Annotated in this window: 17 protein-coding genes and 1 tRNA gene; 7 read left to right on the top strand and 11 right to left on the bottom strand. The window is 41.3% G+C overall.

All coding sequences use genetic code 11. The features are described from left to right. The first annotated feature begins 3 nt into the window (after positions 1–3). Positions 4–723 (top strand): 5-oxoprolinase subunit PxpA, encoded by a 720-nt coding sequence (locus AFM12_RS17325; RefSeq protein ID WP_055150921.1) that lies wholly within the window; start codon positions 4–6, stop codon positions 721–723. A gap of 3 nt (positions 724–726) precedes the next feature. On the opposite strand, the gene AFM12_RS17320 is transcribed toward AFM12_RS17325, so the two are convergent. The 6 genes from AFM12_RS17320 to rpsT all read right to left on the bottom strand — a co-directional run bounded on the left by AFM12_RS17320 (position 727) and on the right by rpsT (position 7,869). Further along, a complete protein-coding gene (locus tag AFM12_RS17320) occupies positions 727–2,025 on the bottom strand; it encodes a TolC family protein (protein ID WP_165492360.1) in 1,299 nt (432 codons plus the stop codon). Positions 2,026–2,030: 5 nt separating this feature from the next. After that, on the bottom strand, positions 2,031–5,126 hold the full coding sequence (locus AFM12_RS17315; RefSeq protein ID WP_055150915.1) for an efflux RND transporter permease subunit: 3,096 nt from the start codon (positions 5,124–5,126) through the stop codon (positions 2,031–2,033). 5 nt (positions 5,127–5,131) lie between these two features. Then, complete coding sequence (locus AFM12_RS17310) at positions 5,132–6,178, bottom strand: efflux RND transporter periplasmic adaptor subunit (protein ID WP_055150912.1); 1,047 nt, start codon at positions 6,176–6,178, stop codon at positions 5,132–5,134. A 346-nt stretch (positions 6,179–6,524) separates the two neighbouring features. Further along, positions 6,525–6,812: a rhodanese-like domain-containing protein gene (locus tag AFM12_RS17305; RefSeq protein ID WP_055150909.1), complete on the bottom strand. Its 288-nt coding sequence runs from the start codon at positions 6,810–6,812 to the stop codon at positions 6,525–6,527. After that, positions 6,809–7,507, bottom strand: coding sequence for a RadC family protein (gene radC / locus AFM12_RS17300; protein ID WP_055150906.1), 699 nt, complete (start codon positions 7,505–7,507; stop codon positions 6,809–6,811). The genes AFM12_RS17305 and radC overlap by 4 nt, the downstream gene beginning before the upstream one ends. A gap of 104 nt (positions 7,508–7,611) precedes the next feature. Then, positions 7,612–7,869 carry a 30S ribosomal protein S20 gene (gene rpsT, locus AFM12_RS17295; protein WP_055150903.1) on the bottom strand — a complete coding sequence of 86 codons (258 nt, stop codon included), beginning with the start codon at positions 7,867–7,869 and terminating at the stop codon, positions 7,612–7,614. Between the two features lie 167 nt (positions 7,870–8,036). Here rpsT and AFM12_RS17290 point away from each other — a divergent pair, with 167 nt between their 5' ends. Continuing rightward, the gene (locus AFM12_RS17290; protein WP_055150900.1) at positions 8,037–9,014 is read left to right on the top strand and encodes a zinc dependent phospholipase C family protein; all 978 of its coding nucleotides are present in this window, start codon (positions 8,037–8,039) and stop codon (positions 9,012–9,014) included. Here the strand turns inward: AFM12_RS17290 and AFM12_RS17285 are convergent, their stop codons facing one another. The 4 genes from AFM12_RS17285 to AFM12_RS17270 all read right to left on the bottom strand — a co-directional run bounded on the left by AFM12_RS17285 (position 9,015) and on the right by AFM12_RS17270 (position 13,384). Continuing rightward, a complete protein-coding gene (locus tag AFM12_RS17285; RefSeq protein WP_055150897.1) occupies positions 9,015–10,097 on the bottom strand; it encodes a hypothetical protein in 1,083 nt (360 codons plus the stop codon). 278 nt (positions 10,098–10,375) lie between these two features. Further along, positions 10,376–11,527 carry a hypothetical protein gene (locus AFM12_RS17280; protein ID WP_131458443.1) on the bottom strand — a complete coding sequence of 384 codons (1,152 nt, stop codon included), beginning with the start codon at positions 11,525–11,527 and terminating at the stop codon, positions 10,376–10,378. A gap of 123 nt (positions 11,528–11,650) precedes the next feature. After that, positions 11,651–12,616 carry an electron transfer flavoprotein subunit alpha/FixB family protein gene (locus tag AFM12_RS17275; protein ID WP_055150891.1) on the bottom strand — a complete coding sequence of 322 codons (966 nt, stop codon included), beginning with the start codon at positions 12,614–12,616 and terminating at the stop codon, positions 11,651–11,653. Positions 12,617–12,649: 33 nt separating this feature from the next. Beyond that, the gene (locus AFM12_RS17270) at positions 12,650–13,384 is read right to left on the bottom strand and encodes an electron transfer flavoprotein subunit beta/FixA family protein (protein ID WP_055150888.1); all 735 of its coding nucleotides are present in this window, start codon (positions 13,382–13,384) and stop codon (positions 12,650–12,652) included. Positions 13,385–13,464: 80 nt separating this feature from the next. On the opposite strand from AFM12_RS17270, the gene AFM12_RS17265 reads away from it, so the two are divergent. The 5 genes from AFM12_RS17265 to proB all read left to right on the top strand — a co-directional run bounded on the left by AFM12_RS17265 (position 13,465) and on the right by proB (position 16,331). Beyond that, positions 13,465–13,794, top strand: a complete 330-nt coding sequence (locus AFM12_RS17265) for a hypothetical protein (RefSeq protein WP_055150885.1) — start codon at positions 13,465–13,467, stop codon at positions 13,792–13,794. 1 nt (position 13,795) lies between these two features. After that, positions 13,796–14,860 (top strand): asparaginase, encoded by a 1,065-nt coding sequence (locus AFM12_RS17260; protein ID WP_055150882.1) that lies wholly within the window; start codon positions 13,796–13,798, stop codon positions 14,858–14,860. A 164-nt stretch (positions 14,861–15,024) separates the two neighbouring features. After that, positions 15,025–15,273, top strand: a complete 249-nt coding sequence (locus AFM12_RS17255) for a GIY-YIG nuclease family protein (RefSeq protein WP_055150879.1) — start codon at positions 15,025–15,027, stop codon at positions 15,271–15,273. A 56-nt stretch (positions 15,274–15,329) separates the two neighbouring features. Next, positions 15,330–15,416, top strand: a tRNA-Ser gene (locus tag AFM12_RS17250). A 144-nt stretch (positions 15,417–15,560) separates the two neighbouring features. Beyond that, the gene (gene proB / locus AFM12_RS17245) at positions 15,561–16,331 is read left to right on the top strand and encodes a glutamate 5-kinase (RefSeq protein WP_055151250.1); all 771 of its coding nucleotides are present in this window, start codon (positions 15,561–15,563) and stop codon (positions 16,329–16,331) included. Here proB and AFM12_RS17240 read toward each other — a convergent pair. Further along, positions 16,321–17,148: a glycerophosphodiester phosphodiesterase gene (locus tag AFM12_RS17240; RefSeq protein WP_055150876.1), complete on the bottom strand. Its 828-nt coding sequence runs from the start codon at positions 17,146–17,148 to the stop codon at positions 16,321–16,323. The genes proB and AFM12_RS17240 overlap by 11 nt on opposite strands. Positions 17,149–17,249: the final 101 nt, after the last annotated feature.

Genomic DNA, 17,249 nt, shown 5'->3' with positions numbered 1-17,249 from the left:
TCTATGGTGGACCTCAACTGCGACATGGGTGAGGTGGAGGAAACCTGGTTAAACGGACGGGATCAGGAGTTAATGACTTATCTGGACTCCATTAATATCTCTTGCGGTTTTCATGCCGGTAATGAACGGTTGATTCGTCAAACCATCTCAAAAGCTGTTGAGCTAAAACTCAATATTGGTATTCATCCGGGTTTTGATGATCCAGAGAACTTTGGAAGAAAGGAACTCCCCCTTTCTTCAGATTCACTGAGTGACCTGATAAAAAAACAATTTGACAGATTTTTGAAATGGTCTGATGAAGAAGGAGCTATCATTAACCATATAAAGGCCCATGGAGCTTTGTATAATTTACTGGCCAGAGACGCTGAGCTTTCTTTAGTTTATCTTCAGGTAATACGAGGATATAACCCGAACTGGATTGTCTTTGGCCTCCCAAAAAGCCAAACCGCAAAAGTAGCTAAAAATCAGAATCAACCCTTTTGGCCTGAAGCTTTTGCAGACAGAACCTATACTGATAAAGGGGCACTTACACCACGATCTGAAAAAGGAGCCTTAATTGAAGACCCGGAAAAAGCCTATAATCAGGTAAAAGATATTCTAGAAAAAGGGAATGTGATGAGTAATAATAACATCAGAATAGACCTAAAGGCCAAAACCTTTTGTATTCATGGAGACGGCTCAAAAGCCCTTGAAATCGCTCAAAGGCTTCAAAATTTGAGATAACAATTACTCCACCAAGGTTCCACTCATTCTGAGCAATTCCAGCTCAGAGATTCGGAGATTGTACTGAGCATTCACCAACCTATTAAGCGATAAGTCATACCTCCGCTGAGCTTCATTCAGTTCGAGGATTGTACTAGCTCCCAGACGAAACTTTTCCAGTGAAATATTAAGGTTTTCCTCGGCCACTTCTTTGTTGGCTTGTTCAAGATTCAGCAATTCTCTATCCGCCTCAAACTGATAATAAGAAGCGGTAAGGTCAGCTTCCAATTGGTTCAGCAATTCCTGCTTCTGAGTTTGAATAACCTCTGTATTGATTCTGGCAAATTGAATATCCCGTTGGGTTTGATGTCCGTTGAAAATATTCCAAACAGCACTGACACCTGCAGTTAATCCCACACTTTGGTTAAGAGCCAGAAAACCGGCGTTATTTCGATTGAAGGAATACCCAAAACCTGAATTTAAAGCGATACGAGGCTTTTTAAAGGAAAAAGCCTCCTGCTCTGCCAAAAGACTTAACTCAATCCCCTTGTTCAAAAGAAGCAAATCTCTGTTTGAAGATCTCGCCTGATCAAGTAAGGTATTAAGATTGTAAATCGGGGCCTCGTCAGAAATGTACTCAGCTTCAAAGCTCCTATCAGCGGGAGTTCCTAAAAGGTTATTTAATCTTACTTTTGAAGTTCTCAACTGATTCTCGGCTGATACTAACTCCACCTGCTGTGTGGTAAGGTCTGTTTTTGATTGAAGATAGTCCAGTTTAGAGCCCCGGCCGATCTGCCAACGCTCTTCCGTGATATTAAGACGTTCTTCATAATACTTAATGATTTGCCCGAGATACTCCACCGATTTCTTCTGTCTCAAAATCTCATAATAAACCTGCATCACATTTGAGATAACATTCTGCACTACCAGCTTTTTCTGAAGAAGGCTTTCCTGTCCCTGTGTCTGCAATCGATTATAAATGACCTGCATTCTCCGACCATCATAAAGCGTCCAGCTTAAATTAAGGTTGGTGTTCGGTGAAAAGCCTTGTCCCAGTCTATTGATTTTTCGATCATCCACAAAAACCTGGTTCACCTGATTCACGCTACCATTAATGTTGGTAATCCAGTCGAGCTGAGGACTCATTCCGGCATTTCCTTTGTAAATCTGGTTTTCAGCGGCTTCGACTCTTTTTTCGGCAACTTTTACGCTGAAATTACGCTCAACGGCCTCAGAGATAGCCAGATCTAAAGTTAAAATCTCCTGAGATGAAACCGATATTGAAAAGCCACTCAGAGATAAGAAAAGGATTAGTTTCTTCATTTTTATCATGCGTATTCAGCTGCCATTTCCTCAATTTCCTGACGGCGTTCCACATTCTTTTTTCGACTTAGATAGATATACATGGCCGGTATCACATAGAGTGTTAACACAAGTGACATTAAGAGCCCGCCGATGACCACAATACCCATTGATCTCCGGCTCTCGCCTGCCGCACCTAGTGCCAAAGCAATTGGCAGAGCACCCAAACAAGTGGCGAGTGTTGTCATTAAAATTGGTCTCAGACGCAGCGTAGCCGCCTGACGGGCTGCTTCCACTTTTGAGAGTCCCTCCTCTCGTAACTGATTTGCAAACTCTACGATCAGGATACCGTTTTTCGTCACAAGACCTACCAACATGATGATGCCAATTTGGCTGAAGATATTCAAGGTCTGATCAAACAACCATAAAGAAAGTACCGCACCTGCAATAGCCAGCGGAACAGTGATCATGATGATGAAAGGATCAATAAAGCTTTCAAACTGAGCTGCCAGAATGAGATAGACTAACAAAAGGGCCAGCACAAAAGAGAAAAACGTGTTTGAACTACTCTCCTGAAAATCTCGCGATGAACCAGTTAGGGAAGTCAGAATCGCCTCATCATTCAATTCAGCCTTTATGGCGTCCATGGCTTCTATACCGTCTGCAATTGTTTTATCAGGGGCTACATCGGCTGAAACGGTGGCTGACATGTATCTATCATAGTGATATAGCTGGGGCGGACTACTCTGTTCTTCAGTTTTGACAATATTATCAAGCTGAATCAGCTCTCCCCTACTGTTTTTAACATACATACTTTTCAGGTCAATCGGCTCATTTCTGTTTCTGCGGTCAAATTGACCAATCACCTGATACTGTCGCCCATTCATATTGAAATAGCTGAAACGCTGCCCTGCAAAAGCCAATTGCATCGTTTGAGCTACATCAGCCACAGCAACATCCATACTTTTAGCTTTCTCACGATCAATCTGAATCGCCAGCTCCGGCTTACTGAATTTCAAATCAACATCTGTGATGGTAAAAGTTGGATCCTGATCTACTTTTTCCATGAACTTTGGAAGGTATTCTCTCAGTTTCTCAAAACCAGGTGCCTGAATAACATATTGCACCGGTAATCCCCCTCTTTTGTTCAAAGCAATGGTTTGCTGCTCACTAACAAAAGCTTTTCCGTATGGTATTTCTTTTAATTGTTTGTTGAGATATCCGGCCCACTGGTGCTGGCTCCATTTACGTTCTTCTTTAGGTTTTAAAGAAACCCTGCCAAAACCTGAATTTGCACTACCTGAACCGGCAAAACCCGGAGATGTTACAGTTAGAATACCGTTTTTATCTGCTCCAACAGAGTCTTCCATTATTTTTGATAGACTAAGCATATAAGCATCCATATACTCATAAGAAGCCCCTTCAGGGCCTGTCATTCTTACTGAAAGCTGGCTTCGGTCATCCAGAGGAGCAAGTTCAGAATCAAGCTCGCGACCAATAAGGAATGTCATGATCAACGTAATGGCAAGAATACCAATAGAAATGACCTTTCTGTTAAGAAAATTACTTAGGCTATTCTTATAATTGGTTTCCAATGCAGAATAGTAGGGCTCAGTAGCTAACCAAAACTTTGTTTTCTTCAAAGTCTTCCTATTCAGATAGGCATTTAGAACAGGCGTTAACGTCAATGAAACGAAAGCAGAAATAATTACCGCAGTCGCCAGTACAATCCCGAATTCCTGGAATAGCTGTCCAACAAATCCTTCCATAAAAATTACTGGGAGGAAAACAGCTGCCAGTGTAATTGAAGTGGCCAGGACCGCAAAAAGAATTTCGTTGGCCCCCTTAATAGCAGCCTCCACAGGGTGCATCCCTGCTTCAATCTTCTTGTAAATATTTTCAGTAACTACAATTCCATCATCTACCACTAAACCTGTGGCTAAGACTATGGCCAAAAGAGTGAGCACATTGATTGAAAATCCGAAAAGCCACATCACGAAGAAAGTTCCGACTAATGATACCGGAATATCAATCAAAGGTCTAACCGCCACTATCCAGTCCCGAAAGAACAAGAAAATAATGATTACTACCAGACAGATGGCAATCAGGATGGTTTCGGCCACCTCCGTTACCGAGTTTTTGATGAAAACCGTATTGTCAAGGATGGTTTCCATGCTATAATCGGGCGGAAGCATTGCTCTTACCTGATCTGCTCTTTTGTGAGCTTCTTCGGCAATATCCAGATAGTTAGAGCCCGGCTGAGGCGTGATAGCAATACCCACCATCGGTATGCCATTCCATCTCAAAATGGTCTCTTCATTTTCAGGTCCCAGCTCTGCAAAGCCGATATCCTTGAACCTGACAATCTGCTCGCCCTCATTTCTGACGATCATATTATTGAAATCGTCAACATCTTCAAACTTACCACGAGTCTTAACGATGAGCTCGGTATTATTCCCCTGAAGTTTCCCTGAAGGCAATTCAATATTTTCACGGTCTAAAGCTCTTTTAACATCCTGTGTAGTGATACCCTGAGAAGCCATTTTTGCCGGATCCATCCATAAACGCATGGCGTATCTTTTGAAACCCCAGATTCGCACGCTACTAACCCCCTCTATGGTTTCAAATCGCGGAGAAACTACATTCTCGGCAAAGTCAGAAATTTCAAGCATTGAACGTTTATCACTTTGAAGTGTAAACGACATGATAAATTCTGCATCTGCATCGGCTTTACGTACGTTTGGCAAGCCATCAATATCATTAGGCAACTGGCGAACGGCCTGAGAAACTTTATCTCTTACATCATTGGCAGCCCTTTCCATATCTACCCCAAGTTTAAACTCAACCGTAATACGGCTTGAACCCTGGTTACTGGAAGAACTCACCGATTTAATTCCCTCAACACTGTTCAGAGCCTTTTCAAGCGGTTCAGTGATCTGAGATTCAATAATATCAGCATTCGCTCCGGGATAACTCGTAGAAACAGTTACAACCGGAGGGTCGACGGATGGGAACTCGCGTACACCCAAAAACTGAAAGCTTACAAACCCGAAGAGCAAGATCATCAGGTTCATGACAATGGCCAAAACGGGCCTCTTTATGGATAAGGTTGATATTGACATAAGAATTACGGGTTAGCTTTTACAGGCATACCTTCTTTAAGCGTCATCAGAGCCGAAGTAATCAATGAATCTCCCGGATTTAGGCCCTCAGTCACCTGAACTACCTTAGAGTCTCTCAGGCCGGTCTCAATCATTACTTCTTTCACTTTTCCGTCTTTTTTGACGTACACTTTCTTCCCTTCCAGAACTGGGATAATGGTTTCTGAAGGAATACTTACAGACTCTTCTCTACCGAGAACCAGGTCAACGTTAACGAACATTCCGGGAAGCAATTTTCCCACGGCATTACTGGTTACCCCACGTATTTGCAGCGTTCTTAGCGTTTGATCTATTTTTGGAGAGATGGCAACAATTTTAGAATCAAAGACATCTTCAGAACCATCAATTCTGAATTGAACATCCTGCCCTACTCTTACCTTAGAAAGGTACTTCTCAGGAATCGAGAAATCAATTTTCAATGGATTGGTTTGCACCAAAGTCGCAATGGCTGTGGTAGGCGTTACGTAAGCACCCTCAGAAATGTATTTCAAACCGATACGACCTGAGAAAGGTGCTCTAACCTCAGTTTTAGCCAACTGAACCTGCAGCAACTCCTTATCCGCGTTGAGTTTTCTTACATTATTAACTGAGATCTCGTACTCTTCTTTGCTGATAGCCTCAATCTCCAATAGTTTTTTCTGACGAGCTTCAATCTGATCAGCCAGTTCTTCCTCAATTTTTACACGCTTTAACTGGGCTTTTAAGTCATCGTCCTTAATTTTAGCGATTAACTGCCCTTTATTGACATACGAACCTTCATTGATATTGAGACCAACCAAAAGTCCGGAAAGCTCTGCCCTTAACTCCACCTCTTCATTAGGAGAAAGTGTACCTGAGGAATTAATGATCAGGTCAGACTCGTCAATCTGAACCGGCAATACCTCAACAGCCATCGGACCACCAGAACCAGAGGCTCCTCCCATTTGGGGACCTTCGTCTGAAGAATTCCAAAAAAACACTTTGCCTACAATGAGCAGTGCGATAATTGAGCCGATGATAATTAGTGGCTTCATATAAAAATAATGCTGATGAAAGACTTAAATAACTCTTGTAAGTAAAGGTAGTACCTAAAAATATTACAATTCTTATATATGGATAGAGGCCAGATTTAAATAGACAAATGATATGTATTCATATACAAATCAGTCAGAATATCTGATCGAAGTCATAAATCAGAAAATACTCGGTTTTTCCTGATTTGTTTGTATTTTTGCCACCGTAATAACGTAAAAGAAAACGCGAAATGTTCAATTATCAGTTTCCTACCTGGCTTCCAATTGTATTCTTTGTAGTTCTACTTGTAGGTGCATTTTTAGCTGGCAAATGGTTAGTTAATAAAGATCGCAATTACAAGGGTTTCTAAAACACCCCTTCGCTTAAGTGATAGATGGCTGCCTCAGGCAGCTTTTTCTTGAATACCCGGGCTAAGATTGAGCTTCTCGTGCCATTAGAGCATGCAATAACCAGTTTTTTATAGCCCTCAAGAATATGAATATGCTCATTAAGCAAATGAGCCGGAACGTTAATTCCGCCAATATTAAAGTCTCTAAATTCCCACGACTCCCGCACGTCAACAAGAGCAGCCTCAGGATCTTTAAGGAATTCTTCTAATTCTGACAACTCGATCTCTGTAATTTCTTCCTTCATAAAAGATTGTGATTTGCAAAGCTAAAGTAGCCGTCATCTGTAAATATCAAATGATCTATTAACCTGACATCAATAAAAGAAACCGCTCTTGAGATTTTCCTGGTTAACGATATATCTCCGTCGCTGGGCTTTTTCTTTCCTGAGGGATGATTATGGGCAATTACAAGAGCTGAAGCTAAATACTCAATGGCAGGTTTTAGTACCAGTTTAGGATCAGCTACCACAGCCGATACACCACCTACTCCCACTTTGAATGTTTTAATTGGCTTGTTAGAGTTATCTAGTAAAATAGCCCAAAACTCTTCATGGGGCAAATCCAACATATAAGGTGTAAGGTGCTCATAAATATCAGAAGCTGCGTTCAGGGCTTTTTTCACTTGCGGCTCCGTGTTTTTACGCCTTCTTCCTAACTCCAGAGCAGCTACAATGGAGATGGCCTTTGCCTCTCCTATACCCTTGAATTGCATCAGTTCTTTTACACCAGCTTTTGCCAGAGTACCAAGATTATTATTATAGTGACCAAGAATTTCTCTGGATAGCTCCACTGCCGTTTTATCTGGCGAACCAGACCCGATCAGAATGGCAATAATCTCTGAATCACTCAGAAAAGTACGGCCGTGAAGAAGAAGTTTCTCTCTGGGGCGATCTTCTTCTGCCCAAGTGGTAATGGTTGATTTCTGTGGAGGCGGATTCATGCATCGAATTTAGTCAAACTAAATTGAATCACCACAGCGATAAAAACAGAAAACCACTCACCTTCTGAGTGAGTGGTAATTCATAAAAAAATTTTGAGAATATCTTATGCAGCCAGGCTATTCACGTGCTTCGCCAAAGCAGACTTGATGTTTGCTGCTTTATTTTTGTGAATAACATTTTTGCGAGCTAGTTTATCTAACATAGAAGAAACAGTTTTGAAAAACTCACCTGCTTCTTTCTGATCAGCCATAGCACGTAGCTTTCTTACAGCTGTACGTGTGCTTTTGTGCTGATATTTGTTTCTCAGACGCTTAGCTTCTGATGATCTGATTCTCTTTAAAGCTGACTTATGATTTGCCATTAATTCCTATATATTTTTTCGATTCCTCTTATTTCGGGCTGCAAAGATAAAAAGTTTGAAAACATTTTACTAACCTATCTCAAAAAAAAGGTCATTTTTTCAAATCATTAGAAGTAATTGAGGCCGAATAAGTTAGCTTAGCAGATTAAGCCAACAATTGACACAATTTGAAAAAATCATTTGCATTTGCCCTGACCCCTGTAATCATTCTACTACTGGGCTCGTTTGTTTGGGGCTTTTACGGTCATCAGAAGATTAATCGACTAGCGGTCTATACTTTACCTGACGAGCTTCTTGGCTTTTACAAACAAAATATAGTCTACATCACTGAGAACGCTGTAAACCCTGACCGAAGAAGATATGCTGTGGAAGGTGAGGCTCCAAGGCACTATATTGATCTGGATGTTTACCCACTTGATGTTCAGGAAGATTTGAAAACACTTTCATGGTCTCAGGCGGTTGAAAAATACACGGAAGATACTCTGATGGCCTATGGCATTGTTCCCTGGCAGGTGGTTCGGATGAAGTATCAATTGACTGAAGCGTTTGCAAAAAAAGATATTAGAAATATCCTTCGGTTATCGGCAGATGCAGGTCATTATATCGCCGATGCCCATGTGCCGCTTCACACCACTGAAAATTATAACGGTCAAATGACTGACCAATACGGCATTCATGGTTTTTGGGAAAGCCGCCTTCCCGAGCTCTTTTCAGATGAATATTCATTTTGGCTAGGAAGAGCCGATTACATCGAAAACATTCATTCAAGCATCTGGAAAGCCGTCGGCGAGTCGCATGCAGCTTTAGATTCTGTCCTGTATTTTGAAAAAGAACTCACCCAGAAACTACCACAGGACAAGAAATTCACAATAACTGAGAGAAATGGCCAAACCATCAGAAACTATTCAAAAGAATTCTCTGAAAAATACCACCGCATGCTGAATGATCAGGTAGAACGTCGTATGCGGGGCTCTGTCAAAATGGTTGGTGATTTCTGGTTCACCTGCTGGGTGGATGCCGGTCAACCCGATTTACTCAATACAAGCCCTTATCAGTCAACAGAAGAAGACAAAAACGAAGAAGCCGAGCTCCGAAAAGCCTGGCTTCAACGAATTTTAAATGTGAGACGTGAGGCGGATGATTGATTATTGAACGTCGACTACTAAATTCAATGGGATTTGAGCAAATGCTAAATCAGCTCCGAAATAAATCTCAAACGTAGTATCGACATCCAGAGGTGCACTACAGTTAAATGAGAACTCAACACTCATCTCATCCTGACTTAAATTAACATCTACACTTTCATGCTCTCCTTCTACGTCAACATATAGCTCATATGAGTCTTCATCACCTATTGCCAAGGCTTTAGGCAATTTGTAGGTAAATTTTAGCACTCCTAGCCCTTGACTACACGCATCCTTACCAATTAGGTGTATTCTATCTAGAATTAAAATTTGATTATTTGTTACCAGTTCCCCGGCCCTAACCTCAAATTTATTACCTAATGGAAGGCTGATTTCCTCCGCTGGTTGAGAGCGATTACTATATTTGAGCATGCTTACAATAACTGTAGGACTTTCAACTTCAGGTATTATTTTCTGTCGAAAGCTAACCAGTTCATCCACATTAGCACTACTGATACTTATAGCAATATCCTGCTGCACTGAATTTTCTTCTTGAAAAATATCTACAAGAGGGGGTGGCATAGAGCAGGATGGCCTCAGTTTCATATTAAGCTCCGCCAAATCACCATTGACAATAAACTGTGGAACCAATCCCTCTGGCATCATATAGTCAGCATTGTTTATGGATATTTCCCAATATTGAGAAATTCCGCTTAAGTTTATTTCCAGGTCATCAAGCGTTAAGCTCTCACCTGAAACCTTCCTTACACTACAATAAAACTCCACGGGTGGAGCATCACAAGGCTTAAAACCAAATAAAACCTTCTGAGTAACATCTTCCAAAGATTCATTGTTTGGTCCTCTTCGACTCTTATTCGTCAACTCCGAATTCCTCCACTCAAACTGATATGATTTGGTGGTTAGCGAGTCAGGAAAATCACTGAAGAAACCTGTAGCCTGAACTTCAATTTCGTATACCTCATCTGTGGGATCTTCATTCGGCTTCTGACCATTATCCGGCACTTCTTCTTTAGCACATTGAAAGAGTAGGGCCACCAAAAAGATCAGACTCAAAAGCGGAAATATTTTTATTCCTTTTTTCATAAAGCAAGTATTTCTTTTGTGACAAACTTATACTTACAAGCGACTAACTAAAAGGATATTATAAATAATATGCCCTCACCTAAGGTGAGAGTTCAAATTTATCTAATGGCATAACACTCTATTTTTCAACTGCTTCAGCAGCATAAGATATTTTATCGTTTTTGAAGCTTCTCTTCGTTTAATTTAAATCTAGCTCTTCCAAATTCAGACAAAAAAGAAGCCCGCCCTCTAAAAGGCGGACTTCAGCGAATTTTGAATGTGAGGAGGGAGACGAATGATTAGCCTCCAGGAGCACCTTGAACATCTAGCTTAACCAACAATGGAATACTACAAAAAAGTCGTTCTCCACGCTCAATTATTTCTCCATCCTGCTCGGTCCCAGTACGATAGATATTTATTTTATATTCCTTCTCCACATCATCGGTTGAGCCACAATTAAATGATACTTCTACCTGAAAGGCAGTCCTTCCTTCCTCACCTTCTATAGGATAATGAACAATATCAATCGTCCCTCTTTTTTCAGGCTCAATTGCAATTCTTACTGACGACAAATCAACAGAATGTATTTTAGTTTTACGAGAAGTGAGATATTCATTACTCAGACTGAAGTTAAACGCAGCAAGTGGCTGCGAGCAAAGGTCCTTTGAATAAGTATGTATTCTATCAACGATAATTTGACTTTTAGACTCATAAAATTCAAAACTTATTTCTTTATCATCTGTATTTCTCACACCTTGTTTAAAATTTGAAAACTCAACCATTGAAAATCTTGCTATTGGTATGGACTTCTCTAGTTTAATCTTTTGGGAGAAATCAATCAGCTCTCTCTCATTGTTTTTCCAAAGCTCCATCTTAAACTGTTCCTCCTTTATTTTCTCAATTGAATCTTTCGATAACTCAACCTCACATTTCGGTTTCAGTGAGATTGTATAATTTGATTGCGACAAATCATTTGGATCGATTTCAAAGTTATAATATTCGTTCTGAACTATTGGTTGGTTTGTTTTGGTATCAATGATCTCTAGATCAGAGGGTAAATTGGGAACTTTGAATCCAAAAAGCTCTATTTGATTAGATTCTCCTCCCGTTTTCTTCAAAGCGAAAGAAAACTCTGCAGCGACAAATTCACAATCATCTGTATACACAAGATAGGAGTGAAATATTTCTGGAAGTTCTTCTTCAAAAAAGCTTCCAAGCTTAGCATTTCTTTGATTTGCTTCCAAATCAAAGAAAAACTCCTCGAACACCAAACTATCTAAATTTGTTTCTGAAGGAGTCCCTATTGAAAGAAATAATTCATATTTATCGGGGATCATATTTGCAGTTTCATCCGAATTGTTATTGTCGGGATCATTCTGAGCTACTTCTACTTTTGAACAGGCAAATAGGTTCATTAGGAAGAAGGAGAGAACGAATAGTCTTATTTTCATCACTTTAATGGCTTAAAAATTTACCTAAACCTACACCCCCTGCAGAAAGAACTCAAGGAATCAAAGATGAAAAAGCCCTCACCTAAGGTGAGGGCTTTTATTGATTAAACGGTGTAATTAACTCTACTTCAAAGCCTTAACAGCCGCCGTTAATTTTGGAAGAACTTCAAAGGCATCGCCCACAATTCCGTAATCAGCCGCCTTAAAGAATGGTGCTTCAGGGTCAGTGTTTATTACCACAATAACCTTCGATGAGTTTACTCCGGCCAAATGTTGAATGGCACCCGAGATACCACAGGCGATATAAAGATTTGGAGCAATCTTGACACCGGTTTGACCCACATGCTCGTGATGAGGTCTCCAGTCCATATCAGAAACTGGTTTTGAACAGGCCGTTGTGGCTCCCAGGGCTTCGGCCAGGTCAAGTAAAGGCTGCCAATGCTCAGGTCCCTTCATACCTCGTCCACCAGAAACCACCAGGTCGGCTTCAGGTAGTGATACCGTACCGGTTTCTTTCAATGTTTTAATAACTTTAGCTTTGCCAGCCTCTTCACTTACAGGAGCCATAAAGTCTTCGACAGCCGCTTTGTTTCCTGAGATTTCCGGCGTAATTGCGTTTTTCTTTATCGCCAGAACTTTTACCTCCGAATTTATGGATGTTTTTGCAAAAGCTTTTCCTGTAAACACGCTTCTGATGACCTCAAAACCATTTGAAAGATCAGGCAACTCTGTCACATTACCTGCCACACCTGCCTTCAAAGCTCCAGCTGTTCTTGCCGTTACCGCATCAGCCAGGGATGATTTAGCCGTTACTATCACCTTGGCTCCAATTTGAGTGGCAGCCGAAGTCAGCGTATCAGCATAAGCGACTATATTGGCTTCTTTCAGTTCTTGCCCGCCGGCATGCATGACTTTAACCGCACCGTAGGCTCCCGCAGTTTCCAGCTCCGCGGAATCCGCTTCACCGATGGCCAGGACCACCGTTTCACCACCGGTCATTTCCGCCACTTTGCTACCATAATAAATAGCCTCCAGAGAGGTCTTCTTTATTTTCCCTTCTTCTAATTCTGCAAATATTAATACTGACATTGTTTTCGTTTTTTAGGTTTGTTGAATAAAGATTTAGAGCACTTTTGCCTCATTCTGAAGCAAATCAATCAACTTCTCGGCTTCTTCAGCCGGTATCATTTTGCAATCGCCTTTTTCTGGGGGCAAACTGTAAGAACTTACCGAAGTTAGTCCTTCACCCACAGCTGGCCTTACGTTCAAAGGCTTTTTACGAGCGGTCATAATACCTCGCATGCTGGCAATTTTCCATTCGGCAATAGGCTCTTGACAGCCAAGTATTAAAGGTAAAGTAGCTTCAAGCTTTTCCTTTCCACCTTCAATTTCCCTTGAAATTTTAGCTGTATTACCATCAATATTAAGTTCCATAACCGGAGAAAGTGAAGGCATACCAAGCAATTGACCTACAATACCATGAACAACTCCTGAATTATAATCGGTGGTCTCCCGACCCATCATAATCAGATCATATGAATTTTCTTTGGCAACTGCAGCGATTTGCTCCGCAACAAAAAACGAATCCGTCGGTTCAGCATCTACACGAATCGCCTCATCGGCCCCGATAGCCAAGGCCTTCCTTATTTGAGGCTCAGTCTCGGCTGTTCCTACATTAAGAACTGTTACCGTACCACCCAATTCCTCTTTGAGTTCAATGGCTCTTGCCAAAGCATAGTCATCATAAGGCCCGATGATATGAGTCACACCGTCTTTATTAAAAGTTGTATTATCATCCTTAAAAGTAATTTTCGCGGTAGTGTCAGGAACACTCGAAATGCAAACCAGTATATTCATATTTATGTTATGTTAGCGTTGAAATGATCAAAATTGTTATGCATGCATAACATTACAAATCTAAGGAAGCGACGAAAGCAATGCAAGAAGCCCGTTTGAAAATTTTGAAGCAGTTGGTAGCAGAAGAGCCGAATGAGCCGTTCAATAAATATGCTTTGGCCATGGAGTACATGAATATTGACCAATCAGAAGCTCTAACACTTTTGACAAATATTAAAAATGAGCACTCTAACTATCTGCCTACATACTATCAGTTGGGCGGCATTCTCACAGAGAATGAAAATTATGAAGAGGCTGAAAAAATCTATTTAGAGGGAATTTCTCTAGCAACAAAACAAGAAAATGATAAAATACTCAAAGAGCTGAAAGGAGCATTTCAACGAATGAAAGACGAAGCTGAAGACTGGTAACATGGGGCATAAGGAATATCATATTGAAAATATCTCAGGTTTAGCCACGGCAAAAATTCTGGTGATTTACACGGGTGGCACCTTGGGAATGATTTATGATCAGGAAGATCATACGCTAGTTCCAATGAATTTTGAGCAGCTAAGCCGCCACATTCCTGAGCTTAATCGTGTGCAGGCTGAGATTACCGTTATTCCCATTGAACCGCCCATTGACTCATCCGACATGCGACCAGAAATATGGTTGGATCTCGCCTCTCTGATTGAGCAGAAATATGACGAGTATGACGGCTTTGTGATTCTGCATGGCACTGACACTATGGCTTACACGGCCTCTGCCCTTAGCTTTTTATTTGAGAACCTCGGTAAACCTGTCATATTCACTGGTGCCCAACTTTCTTTAGGCGTTGCCCGAACAGATGCCCGTGAAAACATGATTACGGCTATAGAGTTGGCCGCTGATCAAAAAGAGAATCAACCGATCCTTCATGAAGTTTGTATCTATTTCAATGGGCGGCTTTTGAGAGGTAACCGGGCAAAAAAACAAGAGAGTTCACAGTTTGATGCTTTTCAATCGGAGAACTATCCCATGCTGGCAGAAGTGGGTGTTTATTGTGAGTACAACTACCCCTATTTATTCCAAAAACCCTCAGGCCCTTTCACAGTTTATCATCAGCTCGACACCAGGGTTTTGATTATCAAACTTTTCCCTGGCCTAAGCAATGAAATGCTAGCTGAAATGCTCAAAATCAAGGACTTAAAAGCTCTTGTACTTGAAACTTATGGTTCAGGCAATGCAAGTAGCAATGAGGGTTTCCTAAGAGTCCTAAAGGCAGCCTCAAACGATGGCATCATTATTCTAAATGTTTCTCAGTGCCAGGGAGGTAGCGTGAGACAACAGGACTATGCTACAGGGCTCGGTTTACAAAATATTGGCGTCATCAGTGGAAAAGACCTGACTACAGAGGCCGCTTTGACAAAACTAATGTTCCTGTTGGGTCAAAACCTGCCCAAAGCAGAAATAGAAAGTCTTCTTCAGAAAAATCTGAGAGGCGAAATGGCAGATTAATCTTTCATATTCGATCCTAAAGCGTTTACTTTGCAGCCCGATACAGAGAGGTGTCCGAGTGGTTGTCCACGGGATCCTGCGGAAAGGAGCACGCCTGGAAAGCGTGTATACGTGCAAGCGTATCGAGGGTTGCAATCCTTGAAACTCCTAAAAAACTATCCCACTTGCCTTACTTCACTTACATCTTAAGATCAAAAAAAGATCAGGGATTCTATTTTGGACAAACTCAAAATCTGGACGAAAGAATTAGAAAGCATAATGCCGGGAAAGTGAAAAGTACAAAAGCTAGAAAGCCTTTCACCCTCCATTACAAAGAAGAATTCATTACCCGATCAGAGGCTTATCAACGAGAACAATTTTTCAAATCCCTTGAAGGTCGAAACTGGCTCAAATCAAATAAAATTATTGACTAAAGCTCTTCAATCAGTTTCTGTTGTAAAAAGAAAGCGTTTACTTTGCAGCCCGATACAGAGAGGTGTCCGAGTGGTTGAAGGAGCACGCCTGGAAAGCGTGTATACGTGCAAGCGTATCGAGGGTTCGAATCCCTTCCTCTCTGCATTTTATTCACAATGGGACTGATATTCCATCACTCCCGATCGTCGTCAGGGGACGGCGTCTTTTTTCTTTTCATCAAAAACTTTTTGATCACCCCCTACTGAGTAATTCAACCAAAACTTGCTGTGATCAGTATATTAAAATCATGTACGACAAACGAATCGTTATTAAAGTTGGCACCAACGTGATGACCAACAAAGCCAATCGAATTGTAAGGCCTATTCTCCACAATTTAGTAAAACAAGTTGCCGAGCTCTTTGAAGAAAACGTAATCTGCGTTCTTGTCTCATCCGGTTCTGTTATTGCCGGCAGAGAGGTACTTGGCCGAATTAAAATCAAAGATAAAGATCAAAAAAGACAGGTTTACTCTGCCGTGGGCCAGCCTCGGATGATGCGTCTTTATTATAATTTCTTCAGGGATTATGGTCTGAACTGTGCCCAGGTTTTGGCTACAAAAAACGACTTCAACCCGGGAGTCCACCGTGAAAACATGATTACCTGCTATGAAGGATTACTGGCCGAAGGCGTCATTCCTATAGCCAATGAAGATGATGCGGTTTCGGTCACAAAATCAATGTTCTCTGATAATGATGAACTGGCAAGTTTAGTTGCCGAACTTATTGATGCTGATATGCTCATTCTACTGACCAGTACTGATGGCCTTTATGACGGTGACCCCGAAGATGAGCACACCCGCCTGATAAAAACCGTTCACGTTAGTCAGGACGTTGAGAAATTTGTAAATGACAAAGAAAAAGAGGAAGGGGAAGGCCGTGGGGGTATGGCATCTAAACTAAATGTGGCAAAAAACGCTGCCAAAAAGAATATCCCGACGATTATTGCAAATGGAAACCGCGAAAACGTCATTCTTGATATAGTTCACGGTCTCGAAGTAGGAACACGTATTATGGCATAAATTCCTGCAATTGGAGATTATCGGTTTGAATGGTACGTGGCTCCAGTGCCAAAGCTTTCTGTAGACTTTCCGGGGTGTTGACCGTCCAGAGTTGGATGGTCAAGCCCTTGGCCTTCAAAGGTTCCAGATCGATTTCTTCATCCGGATCAAACTTATAGGAAACTCCGTCCAAACCATTTCTCAAAGCCTCCAAACCTGCTTTTTCCAAATCAGAAAAGGCAAGAATATGACATTCAATCTGAGAGCTAACCTCTTTGATGTATTTCAAAAAAGTTACACTTTCAGATTCTACAAAGATTTGACTTCCCAACTGATGTCTACTTGCCAATAAAGCTAATTCATCTGCCAGCTCTTTCATTTTAGCATGTATAAAGACGTCTCCGAGCGAGCAGGGAAACCATGGCTTTACGTCTAAAGAAATTACCGCATCCGGATAATTTCGGGTAGCGATCTCAAGAACGTCCTCCAATTGACCCGGTGCATAATCCTTCCCGTGACATTTAGAAAGATCGGTTATTTCCTGGTCAGTATGCTGACTAAAGCAATTAAACTTCCCTAATTCACAATCAGGCAAATCGGCATCATGAGCCATCCAAAGTGTACCATCGGCACTGACCTGAATATCGAGTTCAATCCCGTCTAATACCTTTAGACCTTTACGAGCTGCAGCAAAGCTGTTTTCAGGGTGCAGACCATCTCCACCGCCACGGTGAGCTAAAAGCAAAGTCCGGCCTTCGTCGGTAAAAACCTCGGGGAAGTTTTCAAACTTTTGACAACTAAAATTGAAAATTAGAAGAAGGATAACACTTAAACGCATCTTCAAACCAACGTACACTCTTTACATTTCGTTTGATTGTCCTTTAAAATTATCTGGCCCTTCCAGATAAAGTTGTTTATAAAGAATATCCCTTATCTTGC

Source organism: Jiulongibacter sediminis (assembly GCF_001306455.1).
Lineage (GTDB): Bacteria > Bacteroidota > Bacteroidia > Cytophagales > Spirosomataceae > Jiulongibacter > Jiulongibacter sediminis.
This window is presented reverse-complemented; position numbering and strand designations above follow the sequence as displayed.

Bases quoted from the DNA above. Each gene is read 5' to 3' on its own strand.
- AFM12_RS17325 (WP_055150921.1), top strand. From the start codon at position 4: ATGGTGGACCTCAACTGCGACATGGGTGAGGTGGAGGAAACCTGGTTA.
- AFM12_RS17320 (WP_165492360.1), bottom strand. From the start codon at position 2,025: ATGAAGAAACTAATCCTTTTCTTATCTCTGAGTGGCTTTTCAATATCG.
- AFM12_RS17315 (WP_055150915.1), bottom strand. From the start codon at position 5,126: ATGTCAATATCAACCTTATCCATAAAGAGGCCCGTTTTGGCCATTGTC.
- AFM12_RS17310 (WP_055150912.1), bottom strand. From the start codon at position 6,178: ATGAAGCCACTAATTATCATCGGCTCAATTATCGCACTGCTCATTGTA.
- AFM12_RS17305 (WP_055150909.1), bottom strand. From the start codon at position 6,812: ATGAAGGAAGAAATTACAGAGATCGAGTTGTCAGAATTAGAAGAATTC.
- radC (WP_055150906.1), bottom strand. From the start codon at position 7,507: ATGAATCCGCCTCCACAGAAATCAACCATTACCACTTGGGCAGAAGAA.
- rpsT (WP_055150903.1), bottom strand. From the start codon at position 7,869: ATGGCAAATCATAAGTCAGCTTTAAAGAGAATCAGATCATCAGAAGCT.
- AFM12_RS17285 (WP_055150897.1), bottom strand. From the start codon at position 10,097: ATGAAAAAAGGAATAAAAATATTTCCGCTTTTGAGTCTGATCTTTTTG.
- AFM12_RS17280 (WP_131458443.1), bottom strand. From the start codon at position 11,527: ATGAAAATAAGACTATTCGTTCTCTCCTTCTTCCTAATGAACCTATTT.
- AFM12_RS17275 (WP_055150891.1), bottom strand. From the start codon at position 12,616: ATGTCAGTATTAATATTTGCAGAATTAGAAGAAGGGAAAATAAAGAAG.
- AFM12_RS17270 (WP_055150888.1), bottom strand. From the start codon at position 13,384: ATGAATATACTGGTTTGCATTTCGAGTGTTCCTGACACTACCGCGAAA.
- AFM12_RS17265 (WP_055150885.1), top strand. From the start codon at position 13,465: ATGCAAGAAGCCCGTTTGAAAATTTTGAAGCAGTTGGTAGCAGAAGAG.
- AFM12_RS17260 (WP_055150882.1), top strand. From the start codon at position 13,796: ATGGGGCATAAGGAATATCATATTGAAAATATCTCAGGTTTAGCCACG.
- proB (WP_055151250.1), top strand. From the start codon at position 15,561: ATGTACGACAAACGAATCGTTATTAAAGTTGGCACCAACGTGATGACC.
- AFM12_RS17240 (WP_055150876.1), bottom strand. From the start codon at position 17,148: ATGCGTTTAAGTGTTATCCTTCTTCTAATTTTCAATTTTAGTTGTCAA.